This is a genomic window from Thermoproteota archaeon, assembly GCA_003352285.1.
Lineage (GTDB): Archaea > Thermoproteota > Nitrososphaeria > Nitrososphaerales > Nitrosopumilaceae > PXYB01.
In genome coordinates this window covers 321,301-339,139 of the sequence record QQVN01000003.1, presented here as the reverse complement: position 1 = coordinate 339,139, position 17,839 = coordinate 321,301, and the positions used below count along the sequence as shown (strand labels likewise).

The following is a 17,839-nucleotide window of genomic DNA, read 5'->3' as shown; positions in this document are numbered from 1 at the left end:
ACGCTATTTTTGCAATAGTCGTCTATTGTTTGATCTGACCACCTTAATGTATGACGATATTTGTAAAACAAGAACTGTGATGCTCATCACTACAAATGGGATTACAAAGATGCTTTGAGGAGGGACCGTTTTGTGAAATGATTCTGTATAGTGTATGAAAAGAAAGTATGACGTGTGTATGGCAACTAAATAAAAAACAATGTTAGAGCCAGTATGTACCCATTTCCAAGAGGATGCTCCAAGCCATCTCATTGCTCTGTCTGAGGAGGTAAGTGCAAGAATTGCAATCCACAAGAACGCAACAAACCCAATCGTATTTGCCAGACCAAATCCTGGTTCCATTCTGACAATTCTATCCAACTGCGGAATGAATTCATAGCCAAAGAACCTTTCCACGTTCCAGTTTGCCCACCCATGTGCAATCAAGATTCCGTGAGTTACTGCCATTACTGCAAACCAAATTGCAACTTCTCTTCGAAAAGTAAGCAAGGAGGAAAAACGTGGCCATAATTTGGTTGCAGGTCCAATGATTAGTGTCATAAAGAGCATAGTGTATCCTGAATCTCCAAATGCCCTCCATAATCTCATCTCATCATCCCACTCATAGTGTGCCAACCAGAAAACAAATGCCAAAGCAAATGCAATAGAGCCAACAAGCAAATGCCTTGTGAGTGAATTATTTTTAATACGGATTTTCTTCATTTTTCAGTCTCTCAAATTTTCTAAATTTTTTAAGTTTAATCATGGTTGACACACATCATAATTAATAATTACAGTTTACAATTGTAAAATACTGTTGTTATTAACGTCAAAAAATCAGAGATACTATTGATTTCAAAAGTAAGGACAAGTCTGATTATTGGTTCTGTTTTGTTAATAGCTACAGCAGTATATTATTTTGAATTGTCTTCAACTAGTAACGATATATCAACAAGAGAGATTCCAAAAGTGATAGACTCTGAAGAACAGCTAATTAAGCTAAATGATGAATCAGTGGATTATTCTAAATGCAGTGATGAATGGTACATTACTGGATATTTTACTCCAGTAGAAGATGATCATTCTGGAGATATTCTAAAGGTGATCATCGATGACAAAGAACATACTTTCAAGAAAGATTTTGTTGATGCAGTAAGAATAGAGGGTTGGGGAAGAACTCAATCAGGAGAATATCTAGGATGGTATGATGAGTCATATCATCTTAGTGATATACCACTAGATGGAAACGGGCATGAATTAAAGATCAGCACCATTGCTGTTGACAAATCTCTGATTCAATATGGTAACAAGGTAACAATTCCAAGCCTACCTCATCCATGGAACAAACAGGTCTTTAATGCTGAAGATGAAGGACCGTCAATCATAGGAGAGCATATTGATGTATACACGGGTGAAGGAAAGCAAGCAGAATTAGAGACATTCAGGATTACTGGAAATGATAATACTGTATGCATTCTAGAATCATGATGCATCGGCCCATCATTACAGAATGTGAAAAATAGTTCCGTTCATTTTATGGTTATTATTTTAGTCCTTTGTTTGTCCCGATTATCTCATAAAAGCTAACATCGTAAGGAATCTTGAAAACCTCCTGGAATCCTTCAGGCGAATAGCCACCAACATAGAGCATCTTCTTTTGCGAGTCTGCAGCCATGCTTGTGACTGTGAGATTGATATCTTGCATGTCATTCCAAACTTCTCCCTGATCATCAGAATGCACCAAACCGTACATATCTACTGAAGCAAAGAGATGTCCTTCATCATCAAAAACAATGGCATAAACTGTGATTCCTTTATAGTTCAGATGCTTCCATGTCGATCCGCCATCAGAAGATTTGTAGATTCCATTTCCTGTTCCAGCAAATATCGAATCAGAATCATTAGGCGAGATTGCAAGTGCTGAGATGTATTCTGGATACTCTAAGCTGTTCCAAGTGATACCTGCATCAGTTGTCTTAAACAAACCTCGTGCACCACTGTCAAAGCCAATCAGGACATTAGGATCTTGTTTACTAATTGCCATTGCATGAAAATCTGCAGGAGGTTCAATTACGTTTGATACAAATTCCCAAGTCTTTCCTCCGTTGTTGCTTTTGATCAATCCAGTATTCCCACCAGTTGAAGGATGTCCACTTGCATAAAGCGGAATGCCTGGAGAAGGTGGAGCATTAAATGCCATGTAGTCAGATCTTTTCTCATCTACTTTTACGGGAAGATTACCATTCAGGCTTTGGTAGAAATCCCCATGAGCTGCAATGTACAAGATATCAGGATCAACAGGATCCAATCCTATACCGTGCACATGACGCCAGTTGACGGTCTTTTCATCATTAACGGTACTGGAATCAGTAGATTTTGATTGTTCAACAATAACAAGCCCTAAAACTGCGGTTATAGAAGCAACTACAAGTACGACAAAAATCACACTAAGCAAAAATGTCTTGGTGTTATTTTTTTTGTTTAGTGATTTCTTTTTCATGTTATGCATCCTCTCAGTAATAATTATACTATTTTCCAGTTTTTTATTTCTGGAAGGTCTTTTACCTTGGTTCTTTTTTTGGTAATTCTTAATGACTCTCTTAGTTTTGTAGAACGTGGGCTATTTCGTAACTTGCAGCTACAACAGGGACAACGTATCTTATCATGATACATGAATCGATGGCATATACTACACCACTTTTGGCCTGAGCCGTAGCGTCCTTCCCCTCCAATGGGTTTCCTAACTCTAAATTTTTTACATATATCCTTGCAATGAAACATGGGCTATCTATCCATAGAACTTTGTGCTGCAGGCAATGGTGATGTCAAAAATGACTTTTTCTTGGAATAATAGTCATCACCTTGGAATGATGCTTTGAATCTATAGTCGTATTTTGTACTTGGTTCTAGACCAAGTAGAGTTACCTTATGCTCAGTGTGTCCCATATCCATCATGCCACTATCAGTAGCTGTGCTGGAATATGTCTCGTTTATTCCATATTCCACCTCGCAGTTTACCTTGACTTTGGTTGTACCTACAACTTCTACACTGTTTTCAGTAATACTTGTAACTCGAATATTATCAAATCCCACTGGTGTTGAAAGAGCTTCAAGGTCTACCAATTCATTAGATGACATAGACAAGGCGACAAGGATTCCAATAAGTGCTATTCCAGTAAAAATCCCTATCTTGTTTTTTAATACCAAGATATGATACGTGTGATTTTGAGATAAATAACAATACCATTTTACAATTGTAAGGTTCTGTTGTTATATACAATCGGTTTTAATTAGTTGCAATGAGTGAGTCAGAACAAGGTAAAGTTGCAAAGAGTTCCAACAACAAACTGCTAATTTCGTTAGTATCAGCTGCTGTAATTGCCGCATTCCTAGGAGGATATGTTTTTGCTTCTGAATTCAATCCACCACAGCCGATAATAATTCAAAATGCAGAGGATGTTATAGGTCCAACCCGTACTCAGCCAACACAACCCCAGACAGGTTCTACCACTCTGTTTATTTCACTAGATGATGATCCCATCAAGGGAAATCCAGATGCTGAAATTACAATCGTGGAGTTCTCAGACTTTCAATGTCCTTTCTGTGAAAGGTTTCATAGAACGACATTACCATTGCTTGAACAAAACTATTTGTCAACAGGAAAGGTGAATTTTGTGTACAGGGATTTTCCAATTCAGGGAATTCATCCCAATGCAGTTCCTGCAGCATTGGCCTCTGAATGTGCAGATGATCAAGGAAAATTCTGGGAATATCATGATCTGCTGTTTGTGAATCAGAAGAATTGGCAAGATCTTGAGATCCCTGTGGCAGTCAACACATTCAAGCAATATGCCTCGAGTCTTGATCTAGATATGCAAGAGTTTAACGACTGTTTTGAGAGTGGGAAATATCTTGCAGAGATTAACGCAGATCTTGAGGATGGAAGACAATACGGAGTCACAGGTACCCCTGGATTCTTTGTGGGAAATGAAAAAACGGGATTTACAAGGATTATTGGTGCCCAGCCATATTCTGTATTCCAAGAGATTTTAAATGAAAAGCTTTCAAACTAGGCCAAGGCTAGAAGAGCCTAACTTTACAAATGTAAAGTTTAGTGAATAAATATCTAGGCAAGCTAATCATGAATATGACTCACGAACTAGATGAGACAGACGTTGCAATAATCAAGTCCCTAATGGAAGATGGTAGAAAGTCATTTAGACAGATCTCAAGAGAGTTAAAAATTAGCACTCCCACCGTAAAGTTTCGATATCAGAGATTGGTAAATGTCGGCCTGATAAAATCCGTTGTACCTCTAATTGATGCAAGTAAACTTCAGAAAAAACAGCTAACAAAACTTGAGCGAGTTCACACAGAAACAGATGTTCCTAATGTTGATTTCTCAAAAAAGATGTCAGTAAAGATGGTTTGTGATTTATGTGAGGGACCAGTTGGAAAAAAACCAACTGTTTTAAAATTTGCAAACATTGAGAGATTCTTTTGTTGTAGTTCCTGTAAATCACTCTACAAAGAAAAATATCGTGGAAGAATAGAAGCACTCATAAAAAAATCACCCTAAGTCAGAAATTATTTTTTAATTAATGATTCTAACTCTTCTTTTTTTGGTATTCCTGTATATACTAGCTTATCATTTACCACCAAGCCAGGTGCTGTATAGATAGGATATTTCTCAAGATATTCTGGCTTCTGAGTTACATCAATTATGTCGTAGCTTACTCCCATCTTGTCTAACATCTCTTCAAGCCTTGAACAGCTTGAACAATCAGGCGTGGTTAAAACTTCAATCTTAAGAGTCATTATTCAGAAATTGTTCAGGATTTTTCTCAAATGCCCACCTACAGCTAGCACAGCAGAACCTGAATTCTTTTCCTCCATGTGTTATTGTCTCACCTTTATCATTGACGTCCATTCCACAAACAGGATCTTTCATGTTGTAACCTTCCTTTTCTTAGAAATAAAGTATGCTACAATTGGTGAACCTAGTAACAATAACAGAATTAATTCGAAGTTTAGATTAAGTGATTCCTCATGACCATGTTCATGTTCATCCATCATGTACTCTGATGATACTGGCGTCATGTCAATTAATTTGTTCCACCCTTGATGAACAAATGTTTCTTCATACCATTCATGACCTTCTGGAAGTCCATTGATTATCAAAAAAGAACCAATAACTAATAGCATCCATCCAGTTGCTTTCTCAATTGAAGCTCTCTTAACAGTAAGACTCTTTGTTGCGTTAATTCCCAGCACAGCAAGAACGGACATTAGTATTAATGGAATTGCCCTGCCGACTCCGTGCACTACTCCTAGTGAAGCTCCAATTTCCAAGCTCCCAGTTCCTGCAATGTATATCAAAAGCCAATAGAATAATGGATTGGGGCAACCAACTCCTGCATTTCCTAACAGTATACCCATGAAGAATGATTTTGAAAAATCGCCTCTTTTTTGAATGAATTTGGGGGTTCCTGAGTACGAGGGAAGCCGAATTGAGACAAGTTTTAGCTGTGAGAGTCCAAATACGAACGCCGCCACACCAGCAATTAAGAACATAATTGTTGAGATCTGATCCAAGGAGGCTGTCTGACCAAAGTATGCCACTCCTATCCCATAAGCAGTAATGGTTATCGTAAGGCCTGCTCCAAATAGTAATGCCATTGACAGTCCTTTTCTGTATCCCTGTCCCATGCTCATTGGTACTATTATGAATACAAGAGGCAAAGTGCACGGTAGTATAATCATAGAAAGCCCAGCAGCATATGCAATAACAATCCATGACAGATATGATACATGTTCTCCACCTTCAACTGCTATGTTACTTGTGGCAGAAAATATTGCACCAACAAAGATGAGTGAAAATAATGCAAACATTACAATTACCATAGACTTTTTTGTAATGGTCTGATATTCTGACATGATTTAGAATACATGCAGGGATACTTAACGAATAAACTTTACAAATGTAAAATGCACGGTTGTCTTTATGCTCAAATCCAAACAAAGTTTCTTTTTTTACGGAGAGTTTTTCGTGAGTTGTTTGCCCTAGGAGTAATCCGCAATAGACTGTTACAGCAAGGACATCTGTTCTTACTCCATTTCAAAAAGATTGTGCATGTCTGGCAACGCCTTTGTCCGTCTTCATATCTGCTTTTTCCTCGATACGTCTTTGCTTTGAATTTCTGACAAATGCCTTTGCATGAATTCATGATTCTGGGTTAATGCGTTGCTTACAGATACTTAACAATAGAACTTTACAATTGGAAAGGTATCAGAATTAATACAACATCAAAGAAAATTTTTCATTGTACAAATCTAAAAAGATTAAACTGTACATATTACTTGCAGTCATCTGGTTTGTAATATCGTTGCCACTACCTTGGCTGATAAACAATTCTTCCGTTTCTGAATCATCGTTTTACACAATTTTGGGAATTGTTGGTCTCATGTCTATTCCTTTTGTTGTACTTGGTATTGCATGGACGATAAAGCCTGAATTAACAACGTAAAGAAAAAATTCAGAAAAATATTTTGTAGATTACATTTCAAGATATCTCTAAATAGAGCAACTCAAATTATCTGCAAATATGCCAAAACAAAACGTTTGGATAATAATTACAGCTGCTGTTTTCTTTGTAGGAATAGGAGTTGGTTTTACTGCCTTACAAGGCTCTAATCAGGGAAATATCATGATGGATAATCCCCAACATGGAAACATGATGAATACCGAAGCCATGAAGGGATGGATGGCAGATGCCCAGCATGCACAGATGATGTCTGAGGTAATGAGTGACGATCATGATTTCATGATGGAGATGATGGGAGTTATGTTAAATGATCCAAAGATCAGATTGCAGATGGTGGCTCATATGGCTGAGAATCCAGAAGCAATGAAGGACATGTCAAAAGCCATGGGTTCTAGCATGAAAGGTCAGGAAATGATGATGCAGATAATGGAGAATCCAGAAACACGACAGAAGATGATCCAGTACATGAATGAGCACGTAAATGAGATGCAGTCTCTTCTCTCATCAGAAATTTCAGATGAAGAATTTAACTCACAAATGGTTCAAATGATGCAAAGACACATGGAGCAGATGCAGGATATGATGCCCATGAATCACGAGAATCACATGATGAAATAGTAAATCATTCACAAAGATGTTTTTAGTTACTTTCTGCTAGTTAAACCATGAAAGAGATTTTTATTTTTTCAATTCTTCTGATTTTTGCTTTTCCATCAGTTTTTGCTGAGCAGGATTCTCAGGGGTGGAATACTCTTCCAGAATTGCCTGAGAGAAGATCCGAGGCGGGCTCTGCCGCAATAGGTGATAAAATTTTTGTAATCGGAGGACTCGATAATGCTGACAATCCAACAAGGACAGCGTTTGTGTTTGATACGACAAAGGAATCATGGGGTTCCGCAAAACCTATGCCGTTGGAGCTACATCATGCAGGAGTTGCTTCTCATGAGGATAAAGTGTATGTTGTAGGAGGATATCTTGAGGGATGGATTCCAAATGTTTCCCTGTTAATTTATGATTCAAAGAAAGATTCTTGGAGTTTTGGTGCTGAGATGCCTACTGCAAGGGGTGCATTGAGTGCTAAATTTGTTGATGGAAAACTCTTTGCAGTTGGAGGATTCAACAAGTTTACCCGTGCAGAAAACGAGATGTATGATCCATTGACCAACTCATGGGAAACGAAATCATCAATGCCAACTGCAAGAGAACATCTTGCGACAGCGGTTCTTGATGGTAAACTATACGCAGTTGGAGGAAGAGCATTGCAGTCAAACAGTGATTCAAATGAAGTATATGATTACAAAACGGATTCTTGGAGTGTCTTGCCGCCGTTACCAACTGCAAGGAGCGGTCTGTCTGCATCGGTTCTTAGTGGTGCAATCTTTGTTGTTGGAGGTGAAGGACCTCTATACACATTTGAAGAAAATGAGGCATACATTCCTGATGAAGGATGGTTTGTTCAACAGGCAATGCCTATTGCTCGTCATGGGTTAACAACTACTACCGTTGGACAAAACATCTATCTTTTTGGTGGAGGAGTAATTCCTGGTTTTAGCTCTAGTACGATTGTTGAAAAATATCACAATACTGTAGTTCCCGAGTTTGGCCTTTTGGTATCAGTGATACTTGTAATTGGCATGGTATCTGTCATTATGATTTCAAAAACCAAGATTGCAAGAATTCCACAATAAAGTGTGTAGTGTAAAGTTTCAGTTTTGATTCCTAGTGATTTTACAATTGTAAAGTCTACTCCTTTACTATGTATCATTTCAATACCAAATGAAGAAAAATGCAAGTTATACAAACTTCAAAAACAAACAAACTTCACGAGATAACCTATTGGGGGATCAGATCTTCAGTAGGAGTAATCTTTGTAGTTTATGGGCTTCAGAAATTTGATCCAATATGGAGAGAACATCTAATCGGATTCGGATTGCCGCCAGAATTACAGATACCAATAGCCTTGGCTGAAACCATTGGAGGAATATTCCTAATTGCAGGTTTCATGACCAGAATTACTGGAGCAATATTTAGTGTAATACTTCTAGATGCAATCTTTCACATTAGATGGAATAATGGATTCTTCATTGCACAAGGAGGATGGGATTATGATCTTGCTCTTTTAGCAATGGTTCTTTTTGTGATAGTTACTGGCTCAGGCAAACTCTCTGTTGTCTCAAAGATTAGAAAACTGCCAAAAGTTCTTCATTAATTTTTTTTATTTAGCTTAGTATGAATTACTTGGAAAGAATGTCTAATCATATTTGTATCGATATACACGATAAATGTTATCTGAATTTTTTGCCCGATGTTGCCATTTCCCAGATGATTCATCGGTGATATCGATAAAAAATTTCTGTATACTTGGATGTAGTAGCTCATGTATGTCTTGGCCTACAAGAATTTGATTTGATTGTGCCAAGTTTTGAATCTTTGATGCAACATTCATTGTTGGTCCCAACAAATCAACGTATGCTCTTTGTTCATCTGCACCATATCTAACCACGACATTTGTCCCAAAATCAATTCCAATCTTTACGCTAATTTCTTGAAGGTCCGCCTTTTCAGTCAATATTGGGTTTATTCCACGCCTTACAACCTTTAGCATGGATTCTGCACAGCCTACAGCATTATCTACAGTCTTAAACGAGCTAGTCTCATCTTCGACAAAATAGCCTATCACTGCATCGCCGACAAATTTTAGAACATATCCGTTGTGAGCGTTTATGACATAAGCCATCTCCTGAGAAAATGAGCTTATCAGAGTTGAAAGTTTGTTTGGGGGCAATTGCATACTGATTTTTGTAGAACCCACCAGATCCACGTATAATACAGCCGCTTTTACTTGCTGAAACACTCTTTCCCGTAGGAATTTTTCTGAAGAATCAACTACTCTTGTGTACTGATATCCTTTCTCCAAGGAATCATTGACTCTGTTTTGTACATTTTTTATCAGTGTGTTAGAATCTACTGTTTTGTCTACCTCTTTTCTACTCAGAAGTATGTCTATCATGTTTGGATTTTGGTCAGATGTGTGTTCTATGCTGTCAGGATTGTTTTCATTGTTATTATTTGTACTGAGTAAGTTTAATTCAAAAAAAGAATTTGTAATTTTATAAGTGAAATTACATGGGTAAACAATCTAAGAATATTTTTACTTCAGTTCTGTTGTTCTTTCTAGCTGGTCTTTGCGAGATTGGTGGCGGTTACCTAGTTTGGCTTTGGCTGCGTGAGGATTTTAGCTTTGTACTTGGTGCAGTTGGTGGTTTTGTGTTGTTTCTCTATGGGATAGTTCCTACGTTTCAAAAGACTCACTTTCACAGAGTCTATGCAGCTTATGGTGGAGTCTTTATTGTAATGTCGGTATTTTGGGGCTGGTTGATAGATGGTGTACAACCTGACAGCTATGACATCATTGGTACAGTCATTGCAGTTATTGGAGTCTTGATTATTTTCTACTACCCAAGAAAAGGAGAGAAGGTTTGGTCGAAGTAGTTGCATCAACTCTTGGGTTGTTCTTTTTTGCAGCCTTGTTAGAAATTGGTGGAGGTTATCTTGTATGGAAATGGCTACGAGATCATAAAGGAAAGATATTTGGTTTGATTGGTGGTTTGGTTTTGTTTTCCTATGGAATTAGCATGACTTTTCAGCCTGCAGATTTTGGCAAGGTCTATGCTACCTATGGAGGAATCTTTGTTGTTGCATCAATTATTTGGGGATACTGGGTTGACAAAAAGAAACCAGACAGGTTTGAGATAATTGGCTCGATAGTTGTTTTAGTTGGTATAGCTGTGATGTTTTACTTTCCTAGATGAATTGGATAGGATTATCGGTATTCATTAGTAGAAAAAGCTCCAAGAAAGATTCTAGTTTGTCTTAAATTATTTTTGTTTTAATTTAATTTCCAAACCCCGTTGAGATTTGATAATGTACTTGTCTCTAATTCTAACGCTGACCCAATCTATTACCAAAACAACAATGAGTACCACAGACATGAAAACGGCGGCTTTTCCGTATTCAAAGAATTGAATATAATTAATTATGTAGTACCCAATTCCACCAGCACCAACAAGACCCAGTATACTAGTTTGCCGTACATTATAGTCAAACATGTAGAGCATCTGGCCTAAAAGATGCGATGCAGATTCTGGAATTACAACGAATCTAATTAGTTGCAATTTTGAAACCCCAATGGAGCTTATAGCATCCATGGGATCAGAATCAATTGCCTCAATGGTTTCATATTGAAGCTTTGCTACAAAGCCTATGGTATACATAATAATAGCTAAAACTCCCGCAAAGGGGCCGAGTCCTACTATGATGACAAATAAAATGGCCCACAATATGGATGGAAATGTTCGTATCATTGCCAATAATGCTCGGATTGGAGCATACACCCATTTACTGTGAAGATTTCTAGCTGCAAGTATGCTTAATGGTAAAGCGATTGCAACGCCAATCATTGTTCCAATAAAAGCCATCTGAATAGTTTCAAACATTGCTACAAATGCCACTTGGAATAGTTGTGGCTCAACCATAGTCATCTCTTCAGCAATTTTTAGTATTTTCGGAAAGCCATTTACAAAATTTACAGGATTTGCATCGATGTTAATTGATGCTGCAATGATTAATGCAACTATTATTCCAAAGATTAAGTTATTTCTAGGCGTCATCATATAGCTCCAAAATATCTCGTTGTGTCATGTTTCCAGTTTGAAAGTCAACAATACTATCTCCTTCAACACCAATTTCAAGAATTTTTTCTCCCTCTTTTATTACAGCAACTCTATTTGCGTATTCTAATGCAAGATTCATATCGTGATGAACCATCACTGCAGTCAAATTAATTTGCTTTTGTGCTTCAGTGATCAAATCCATTATTTCATGTGCAGTAACATGATCTAATTCAGATACGATTTCATCTGCAAGTAGTATGTCTGGTTTTTGCATTAATGCCCTAGCGATTGCAACTCTTCTTTTTTCGCCCCCGCTTAATTGATACGCTTTTCGTTCCAACTTGTTTTCCAAACCAACCATTTTTAGAATTTTATTAGCTTCATTAATTTCGTTTTCAGGGAAAAGATTGAAGAGTGATTTTATTTTATCTACTCTAGGTAGTGAACCCAACAAAGTATTTTCTAATACGGTAAGATTTTTTATCAAGCCCAATGTTTGCGGTATGTATCCAATCTTTGACATTATTTTTTTAAAGTTTTTATCAGACAGGTTTGGGACTTGATAATCAACACTAACTCTTCCTCTACTAGGATTCATCATTCCATTAATCAATTTGAGTAAAGTAGACTTGCCAGAACCAGATTGTCCCACAATTGCATAATTCACGCCACGATCAATAGACAGTGTAATTTCTCTTAAGGAAAAATTTGCACCGTCGTATGATGCCCAGACATTGTTCATTTGAATGATTGTCTTTGTTGAAATCTTAGGAATTGACATTACTTGCATCATCAGTGTTTGATAGTGCCTTTAATTTGATTTGCTAAATATGTGGAATTTTGGTTTTCGCAATAGCATTACCAAGTTCAGCTAGATGGGCATAATGGTTTACAGGTACAAAGTCTGTTGCCCCAAATAACGCAGATTCAAGTAAATCAGGACGCTCTGACTTCATGTCAAGTACTGCTTTTTCAAAATTTGCAAGTAAGCTTGGTGTTATAAGATCAGTTCGATAGATGATTCCGTGTGTAGGGACTGGACCTTGTTTTTCAATGACCTTGATTTGATTCTGCTCTTCTGGTGTGAGATATCTGAATTTGGCATGGTCACCTCCAGCAGCAATGTCAACTTGACCTGCAATCAATGCATTAAGTGACTGTTGGTATCCGCCACTAAACAAAACGTTACTAAAGTATGTTTTAGGGTCATCTCCAGCTTTGATCAGGCTTTTATCAACAAGTTTTGCCAATGGGAAAAGATAACCGCTTGTAGAAGTAGGACCAGAAAATGCCACGTTCTTTCCTTTGGCATCTTCAAGTGTGTTAATACCACTATCCTTTCTTACCCAAAATTCACTATGATAAAATGTATCCAATTTTTCTCCACCTTCACTCGTAAAGGGACGCACTTCTGCCATAAACAATAAAGCATTTCCATCACTTCGTTCATGTGCTAGTTGTGCAGGTCGTGCACTCATAAAGGCAATTTGAGTAGAGCCTGTTACAAGTGATTCAACAGTAGTTGTTGCATCAATTGGATAGAAAAATTCAGTCTCAATTCCCAACTTTTTTGTAAAGTATTCTTCTAATGCCTTGCCTTGCATTTCAAACTTTTTTGGATCTTCATTAGGCATTACAGCTATTGTAATTTTTTTGAGCTCTGAGGATTTGGATTGTATTGTTATGGTTTCTTTGTCTGCATTGTCAAATCCACCCACTGTGAGACCAACTCCTAGTCCAACAACTGCAGCAATAATTATTCCAGATATCAAAACTATTTTTGATTGCTGGGAATTCATACGATAACAAAAATTAAGGCCTATATTAAGAAATTTCAAATTCTATAAACATAAAATGAAAGTATATAACATGTAGAATCTATTTAATATAAAATTCTAATTTACAAAACATTTACGATTGAACATGACGATGAAACATTTTGTTTTATCATTGTACCAATTTTCTGTAGCATTAAACATTTCAAGAGAAGACAAAGTCAATGGTAGAAGATTCAATTTGTGGAATGATAGTTGAGGAGAAAGATGAATTACTTAATGATACTGTCAATGATACAAATCTCAAATCATTAACAATAACGATAGTGCTACATCACGTGCACTGTGATAAATTCTGAAAGAGTGACATCTGGCTGAATCACGCTAATTAGGACTTTGTAGACTCCAGGTTTCGTAACTTCAGACACAAAAATCTCTATAGGAATATTTGTAAAATTATCCTCTGACTGTCCATTATGAATTGATATGTGAATTTTATCACTTTCTCCAGTAGTACTTTGAATGTCTATTGGACCAACAAAGTTTTCACTAGGAATAATCGTCAACATTACAGAAGACATATCTCCTTGTTTTATCGATAGCTCTTTGGAATCAAATTCAATTTCCAAAGGTAATGGAATGGAGGTGTCTATTACTCCAATATTGTTCTCAACCCATGCGGTAAACCAGATTTGATCATCTGCTTTTGCAAATCCAAATACTTGCGATATTCCACAATCAGTTTTGCCCTCACAATCTGCCCAATTTGGATTTTTGGAAGGAATCAGATATTCAACTAGTTTTTCTGTTTTTGTATCAAGGATTCCAATCATGTTTGCCTGCTGTTCATTAAAAATTAATTTTTCATCATAAATTGAATTCCAGTATGGTCTAGTTATTGGTGTCTTGATTAGTCCAGACGAGTTACCAAATGTAGATTCTCTTGGAAAACTAGTTACATACTTTATAATTTGTTTAGAATCTGGATTAAACTTGACTATGTTACTTGATGCAGTGTCTGAGATCCATAGAGATTCGGCATCATCTATGCTTAATCCGTTTGGTGCCAAAACAACACCTGTAAGATCAAACATTGTTGCCTTGTCATTTGTATGATCATATTTGATTAAAGAGACTGTTCCCTGATACTTCCATGCAATGAACCACATCTCACCGTCCTTGCCAATTGCTGGAGGTCCTGTAAAAAATCCCTCAGGTGTTTTGACTTGTGCGGGAAGAGCCAATCCCGAATCTAGTTCATCATGATCAAGAATTGAAATTTTGTTGCCAGTAAAGTCATTTATCAGAAACGTACCGTCGTTTTCCACTATTAATTGTGGAAACTTCATTGTATGATTACCTGTAAACGTGTACGCAGAGTATTGTTTTTTGTCAATGGAGAATTTCCACAGCCTGTCATACTTTTCGTCTGTAAACCAGATTTCATTATCATCAGTGTATGCGATTCCCCACATCATAGAACCTCCCATAGACCACAGTTCATTTTCATATTCTATGATTTCCTCTGTTTTTGGATCAAACATTCCCACATTTCCAGTATTTGTCTCTGTAAACCACACTAATCCTTCGGGATCAACTACAATGCCCACAGGCTGTGTACAGATGGTAGGAATTTCAAACTCTTTGACATACGAGCTTGAGGTTGAATCCTGAGTCCCACAATGTGAGGGTCTTTCTTTATCAGGGTAATTGTCTGCAGGCGTTCCAGTAACAGAATGTGTTGAAACTTTTGTCTCTTTATTTTCTTCAGTTACAGATGACAGCTCCGATTGTGCCATTACTGCTGCCACTGCGGCAAATAAAATTATGCCACCAATAAGATACAATTTATTGTATTTCTTCACAGCCATTAACCAATTCATTTAGTTATATCTGCAAGCATTGTTTGATGATTGTACTAAGTTTGAAAAGAACTATGGACTGATTTTTCCAAGAAAGGTTCCAATATCTCTTGTTTGATATGTGGCATCCAAGATTTCATCAATCGATGATTGGCTTAGTGTCAAACCCATGCTTAGCAACGCATCAAAGTGATCAGGAACACGACCGTCTTTGGATACATACACCAAGCATTTTTTTTCAAAATACTCGTCATATTTTTGTGTGGAATAGAACTCGTTTTCAGTCAATCCTATGCTTTCAATGTTTTCTCTAATGTAAACCGACATTTCATCATAGATGACCACCTCTTGTACCTCTTGAGATGGTAAATTAATTACTGTAAAGCATCTCAAGGGGGCATCCTCAATAAACATCTCAACTGCAGACTTTTCAGTAACATGAAAGGATGAGCTTTTAGAGGTACCATGGTCTTCAGTAACACTTGCCAGTGTTGGAAATACAATCAATGCAGACGCAGTTAGAAAAACAATTGAAATCACAACATGAATTGAATTCAATTTATGATATTTTCTCCAAGATAATTCAAGATAATGAAAATTTTTCATATAAAGAATAGCTTGTACGCCAAACAGAATTTGATTAAAAATTACAAAATTCTAAAAGAGTCTAGAATCATTCTCACTTGTTCAAGAGAATTACCATCCAAGGCATTGGGGGGAAGTCCTGAATACTGTATCATGTACAATGTATTATTTTGAATCTGCAAGAGTTGCTCTCCATAGGATGTATCGTTTGGTGTTTCAACTGCAATGCCAAACAAGGCCCAATTGTTTTCAGGAGATACCTCATATACATACAAAGTTGATTCGAATCGTTCTTTTAGCTGCCCAATTTGTGTATCAACATATTCAGAGAGCATGACATCTTGTTTTGAGATATCAATTACTGCAACAAGCATGTCTGTGCCATCGTCTTTTTGTACGTAAATTCCACCGACAAATCCTTTGGAATCAAGGAATTCCTTGTCTCCGTTTGCAAGATCAGCAACATCTTGGTTGATGCTCCACTGATGATTTGGCAGGGTTATTTCAAATCCCAAAGCATCGTTAGAATACTTTAATTCAGAGTCTGTGTTCTGAGGGTGGTTTTTCTCAGAAATGGTGATTTTGCCAAAACCCGATTCCAGCTCAGTTCCATCTGATGTCTTGTCAACAACAGAGTCTAGATCAAGATCATCAGAGACTCCTTCATACAGAGGAATTACATCAACATTATCATCTACATTTTGCGTTTCGTGTTCTGGCAGATGTGGAATCTCATCAATGATCATTCCAATTAACAAGCCAACTGGCATTACTATCAGAGCAATTTTTATGAGTTTTCTTTCCTTGGCACAGCTCATGTTTTTCCCCTATACTGGAGTTGAGATCCTACCAGAAACATGATCTATATGCTTTTTTCGTTTCATCAAAAATACAACTGATGCCAACAAGATTCCAGGGATTGCTATTATCAGCACTGCAATCTCATAATAAAACTGAAATGTCTCACGAGGTTGAACTATTTTTTCGGTTGTCACAGTTTTTTCTGGGTTATTGTAAACAATTGCAGTAAAATCAAAGATTCGTCCTGTAGGATTGTCTGTAAAAGAAATCTCCATGCCACCAACGGTGCCAAATGACTGTATGTTTCTAAACTTGACAATGACTTCTCCTGGCTCCTCAAAAATCCATTGCCTAAAGTCTCCTCCTGCACCAGAAACTGCCCCCTCATCCCTGTACAGTTCTTTTCCGTTATGGATTATTATGATATCATACTGAAGCTTTCGTAATGGCTGATCATTTATCGCATCATAAAACCTGTAAATGAAATTAACCTTTTCATGGGTTTTGATCACTTTGGGATCCCATGAAAAATTAATCTCCACAGACTGATCTGGGCTTACTTGTATGATGGGAAATTCTTCGAGTTTCTTACCTGTAGTATCGTGTGGATAATCAGGAATCAAAGGTGCAACTACAATCAGGGCTTCCATCCAGGGATGAATTATGCAATAATAACGATACTGTCCTTCTTCTTCAAATTTCTTTGTCCATGACTCCCCTGGCATGAACCGTCCGCTGTCAAACAAGCCATCAGGTTCGCCAAGTTTCTTGCTTCCCATCCATTCAAACCTTCCAGCTCCCTCTCCGCTTGTAACAGTGTGACCTTCCCTGTCATCATTTACCCAAGTTACAGAATCACCGACAACAATTGAAAGAAGGGGAGGATCATACCATACATCTGTAGGGGTGTTGAGTTCTGGATTAAACGCACCAAATGGAATTGAAACAACATATTCTTCAGCACTTGCTAAAGCCTCAATCACAGTAACAAGCACAACAAAGAGAATTAAAAAAACTAAAAGTTGCCTCATGAAGAAAATGACGATTTCAGAATTAATTAATGATGGTTTTGTTTTATCGTTGTACCAAATTTATGACATGAGCATCTCAGTCTTTTCTGAATATTCCAAATGCAAAAAATGACAGCATCAGCAGAATAAGTCCGTGTGTAATTAATGAATCATAATTTGTAAAAGATGGGGGTGTTGAGAGCAACAGTAGGGAGAGGGCAGTAATTTCTGCAAGACAGATTGAAACAAATGCACACATGACCAAAAACAGTCGTGTTGTTTTAAATGATCTGTATGTTATGACTCCAACTACAGATAAGAACACGGACAGAATTATTGCACAAGTGTGAATTAGAATGTGTAACTCATTTCCATTCTGAAAGCTAGAAATTGAAAATGGTACGGTTGCAAGTATCACTGCAACTAGCGAATACAGCAAAACTTTGTACTTTGTTTTGATGTCCATTGAAGAGTTTTGCATGATTGTAAAACCTTGTATCATTATTAAAAGATCTTCTAGGATGTGTTTTTGTTTTATCGTTGTACTAATTTTTTAAAAAAAAACTGCAATAGTTTGCTAAATCAATTTTATAATGGCTTTGTAATGGA

The 17,839-nt window shown here is 37.1% G+C and carries 24 protein-coding genes and 1 pseudogene; 9 read left to right on the top strand and 16 right to left on the bottom strand.

Annotation, left to right across the window (positions count from 1 at the left end):
* Nucleotides 1–3: 3 nt before the first annotated feature.
* Nucleotides 4–702: a hypothetical protein gene (locus DWQ18_03570; GenBank protein RDJ33993.1), complete on the bottom strand. Its 699-nt coding sequence runs from the start codon at nt 700–702 to the stop codon at nt 4–6.
* Nucleotides 703–801: 99 nt separating this feature from the next.
* Here DWQ18_03570 and DWQ18_03565 point away from each other — a divergent pair, with 99 nt between their 5' ends.
* Nucleotides 802–1,467 (top strand): hypothetical protein, encoded by a 666-nt coding sequence (locus tag DWQ18_03565; protein RDJ33992.1) that lies wholly within the window; start codon nt 802–804, stop codon nt 1,465–1,467.
* Nucleotides 1,468–1,522: 55 nt separating this feature from the next.
* On the opposite strand, the gene DWQ18_03560 is transcribed toward DWQ18_03565, so the two are convergent.
* Together DWQ18_03560 and DWQ18_03555 are read right to left on the bottom strand one after the other, a co-directional pair.
* The gene (locus tag DWQ18_03560; GenBank protein ID RDJ33991.1) at nt 1,523–2,479 is read right to left on the bottom strand and encodes an exo-alpha-sialidase; all 957 of its coding nucleotides are present in this window, start codon (nt 2,477–2,479) and stop codon (nt 1,523–1,525) included.
* A gap of 284 nt (nt 2,480–2,763) precedes the next feature.
* Complete coding sequence (locus DWQ18_03555; GenBank protein ID RDJ33990.1) at nt 2,764–3,186, bottom strand: hypothetical protein; 423 nt, start codon at nt 3,184–3,186, stop codon at nt 2,764–2,766.
* A gap of 92 nt (nt 3,187–3,278) precedes the next feature.
* Between DWQ18_03555 and DWQ18_03550 the strand changes: the two genes are divergently transcribed.
* Nucleotides 3,279–4,052 carry a DsbA family protein gene (locus DWQ18_03550; GenBank protein ID RDJ33989.1) on the top strand — a complete coding sequence of 258 codons (774 nt, stop codon included), beginning with the start codon at nt 3,279–3,281 and terminating at the stop codon, nt 4,050–4,052.
* Nucleotides 4,053–4,126: 74 nt separating this feature from the next.
* On the top strand, nt 4,127–4,558 hold the full coding sequence (locus tag DWQ18_03545; protein RDJ33988.1) for an AsnC family transcriptional regulator: 432 nt from the start codon (nt 4,127–4,129) through the stop codon (nt 4,556–4,558).
* A gap of 8 nt (nt 4,559–4,566) precedes the next feature.
* On the opposite strand, the gene DWQ18_03540 is transcribed toward DWQ18_03545, so the two are convergent.
* From DWQ18_03540 to DWQ18_03525, 4 genes are all read right to left on the bottom strand, one after another.
* On the bottom strand, nt 4,567–4,797 hold the full coding sequence (locus DWQ18_03540) for a thioredoxin family protein (protein ID RDJ33987.1): 231 nt from the start codon (nt 4,795–4,797) through the stop codon (nt 4,567–4,569).
* Nucleotides 4,787–4,930 (bottom strand): YHS domain-containing protein, encoded by a 144-nt coding sequence (locus DWQ18_03535; GenBank protein RDJ33986.1) that lies wholly within the window; start codon nt 4,928–4,930, stop codon nt 4,787–4,789. The genes DWQ18_03540 and DWQ18_03535 overlap by 11 nt, the downstream gene beginning before the upstream one ends.
* Complete coding sequence (locus DWQ18_03530; GenBank protein RDJ33985.1) at nt 4,927–5,916, bottom strand: cytochrome C biogenesis protein; 990 nt, start codon at nt 5,914–5,916, stop codon at nt 4,927–4,929. Before DWQ18_03530 ends, DWQ18_03535 begins: the two co-directional genes overlap by 4 nt.
* Nucleotides 5,917–5,987: 71 nt before the next feature.
* Nucleotides 5,988–6,206, bottom strand: coding sequence for a hypothetical protein (locus tag DWQ18_03525; protein ID RDJ33984.1), 219 nt, complete (start codon nt 6,204–6,206; stop codon nt 5,988–5,990).
* 96 nt (nt 6,207–6,302) lie between these two features.
* Here DWQ18_03525 and DWQ18_03520 point away from each other — a divergent pair, with 96 nt between their 5' ends.
* The 4 genes and pseudogenes from DWQ18_03520 to DWQ18_03505 all read left to right on the top strand — a co-directional run bounded on the left by DWQ18_03520 (nt 6,303) and on the right by DWQ18_03505 (nt 8,733).
* Nucleotides 6,303–6,506, top strand: coding sequence for a hypothetical protein (locus tag DWQ18_03520; protein ID RDJ33983.1), 204 nt, complete (start codon nt 6,303–6,305; stop codon nt 6,504–6,506).
* A 78-nt stretch (nt 6,507–6,584) separates the two neighbouring features.
* Nucleotides 6,585–6,941, top strand: a pseudogene (locus DWQ18_03515) (hypothetical protein).
* A 248-nt stretch (nt 6,942–7,189) separates the two neighbouring features.
* Complete coding sequence (locus tag DWQ18_03510) at nt 7,190–8,212, top strand: galactose oxidase (protein RDJ33982.1); 1,023 nt, start codon at nt 7,190–7,192, stop codon at nt 8,210–8,212.
* Between the two features lie 98 nt (nt 8,213–8,310).
* On the top strand, nt 8,311–8,733 hold the full coding sequence (locus DWQ18_03505) for a DoxX family protein (protein ID RDJ33981.1): 423 nt from the start codon (nt 8,311–8,313) through the stop codon (nt 8,731–8,733).
* 42 nt (nt 8,734–8,775) lie between these two features.
* Here DWQ18_03505 and DWQ18_03500 read toward each other — a convergent pair whose 3' ends face one another.
* A complete protein-coding gene (locus DWQ18_03500) occupies nt 8,776–9,534 on the bottom strand; it encodes an adenylate/guanylate cyclase domain-containing protein (protein ID RDJ33980.1) in 759 nt (252 codons plus the stop codon).
* Between the two features lie 116 nt (nt 9,535–9,650).
* Here DWQ18_03500 and DWQ18_03495 point away from each other — a divergent pair, with 116 nt between their 5' ends.
* The gene (locus tag DWQ18_03495; GenBank protein ID RDJ33979.1) at nt 9,651–10,016 is read left to right on the top strand and encodes a YnfA family protein; all 366 of its coding nucleotides are present in this window, start codon (nt 9,651–9,653) and stop codon (nt 10,014–10,016) included.
* A complete protein-coding gene (locus DWQ18_03490; GenBank protein ID RDJ33978.1) occupies nt 10,004–10,336 on the top strand; it encodes a YnfA family protein in 333 nt (110 codons plus the stop codon). Before DWQ18_03495 ends, DWQ18_03490 begins: the two co-directional genes overlap by 13 nt.
* A gap of 66 nt (nt 10,337–10,402) precedes the next feature.
* Here the strand turns inward: DWQ18_03490 and phnE are convergent, their stop codons facing one another.
* From phnE to DWQ18_03450, 8 genes are all read right to left on the bottom strand, one after another.
* Entirely contained in the window at nt 10,403–11,194 is a 792-nt protein-coding gene (phnE, locus tag DWQ18_03485) for a phosphonate ABC transporter, permease protein PhnE (protein ID RDJ33977.1), read from the bottom strand.
* Nucleotides 11,184–11,990: an ATP-binding cassette domain-containing protein gene (locus DWQ18_03480; protein RDJ33976.1), complete on the bottom strand. Its 807-nt coding sequence runs from the start codon at nt 11,988–11,990 to the stop codon at nt 11,184–11,186. The genes phnE and DWQ18_03480 overlap by 11 nt, the downstream gene beginning before the upstream one ends.
* Before the next feature lie 31 nt (nt 11,991–12,021).
* The gene (gene phnD, locus DWQ18_03475) at nt 12,022–12,996 is read right to left on the bottom strand and encodes a phosphate/phosphite/phosphonate ABC transporter substrate-binding protein (GenBank protein ID RDJ33975.1); all 975 of its coding nucleotides are present in this window, start codon (nt 12,994–12,996) and stop codon (nt 12,022–12,024) included.
* A 305-nt stretch (nt 12,997–13,301) separates the two neighbouring features.
* On the bottom strand, nt 13,302–14,843 hold the full coding sequence (locus tag DWQ18_03470; GenBank protein ID RDJ33974.1) for a lyase: 1,542 nt from the start codon (nt 14,841–14,843) through the stop codon (nt 13,302–13,304).
* A gap of 63 nt (nt 14,844–14,906) precedes the next feature.
* A complete protein-coding gene (locus DWQ18_03465; GenBank protein RDJ33973.1) occupies nt 14,907–15,440 on the bottom strand; it encodes a hypothetical protein in 534 nt (177 codons plus the stop codon).
* A gap of 41 nt (nt 15,441–15,481) precedes the next feature.
* The gene (locus tag DWQ18_03460; GenBank protein ID RDJ33972.1) at nt 15,482–16,237 is read right to left on the bottom strand and encodes a hypothetical protein; all 756 of its coding nucleotides are present in this window, start codon (nt 16,235–16,237) and stop codon (nt 15,482–15,484) included.
* Nucleotides 16,238–16,246: 9 nt separating this feature from the next.
* A complete protein-coding gene (locus DWQ18_03455; protein RDJ33971.1) occupies nt 16,247–17,251 on the bottom strand; it encodes a hypothetical protein in 1,005 nt (334 codons plus the stop codon).
* A 76-nt stretch (nt 17,252–17,327) separates the two neighbouring features.
* Nucleotides 17,328–17,732 carry a hypothetical protein gene (locus tag DWQ18_03450; GenBank protein ID RDJ33970.1) on the bottom strand — a complete coding sequence of 135 codons (405 nt, stop codon included), beginning with the start codon at nt 17,730–17,732 and terminating at the stop codon, nt 17,328–17,330.
* Between the last annotated feature and the right edge of the window lie 107 nt (nt 17,733–17,839).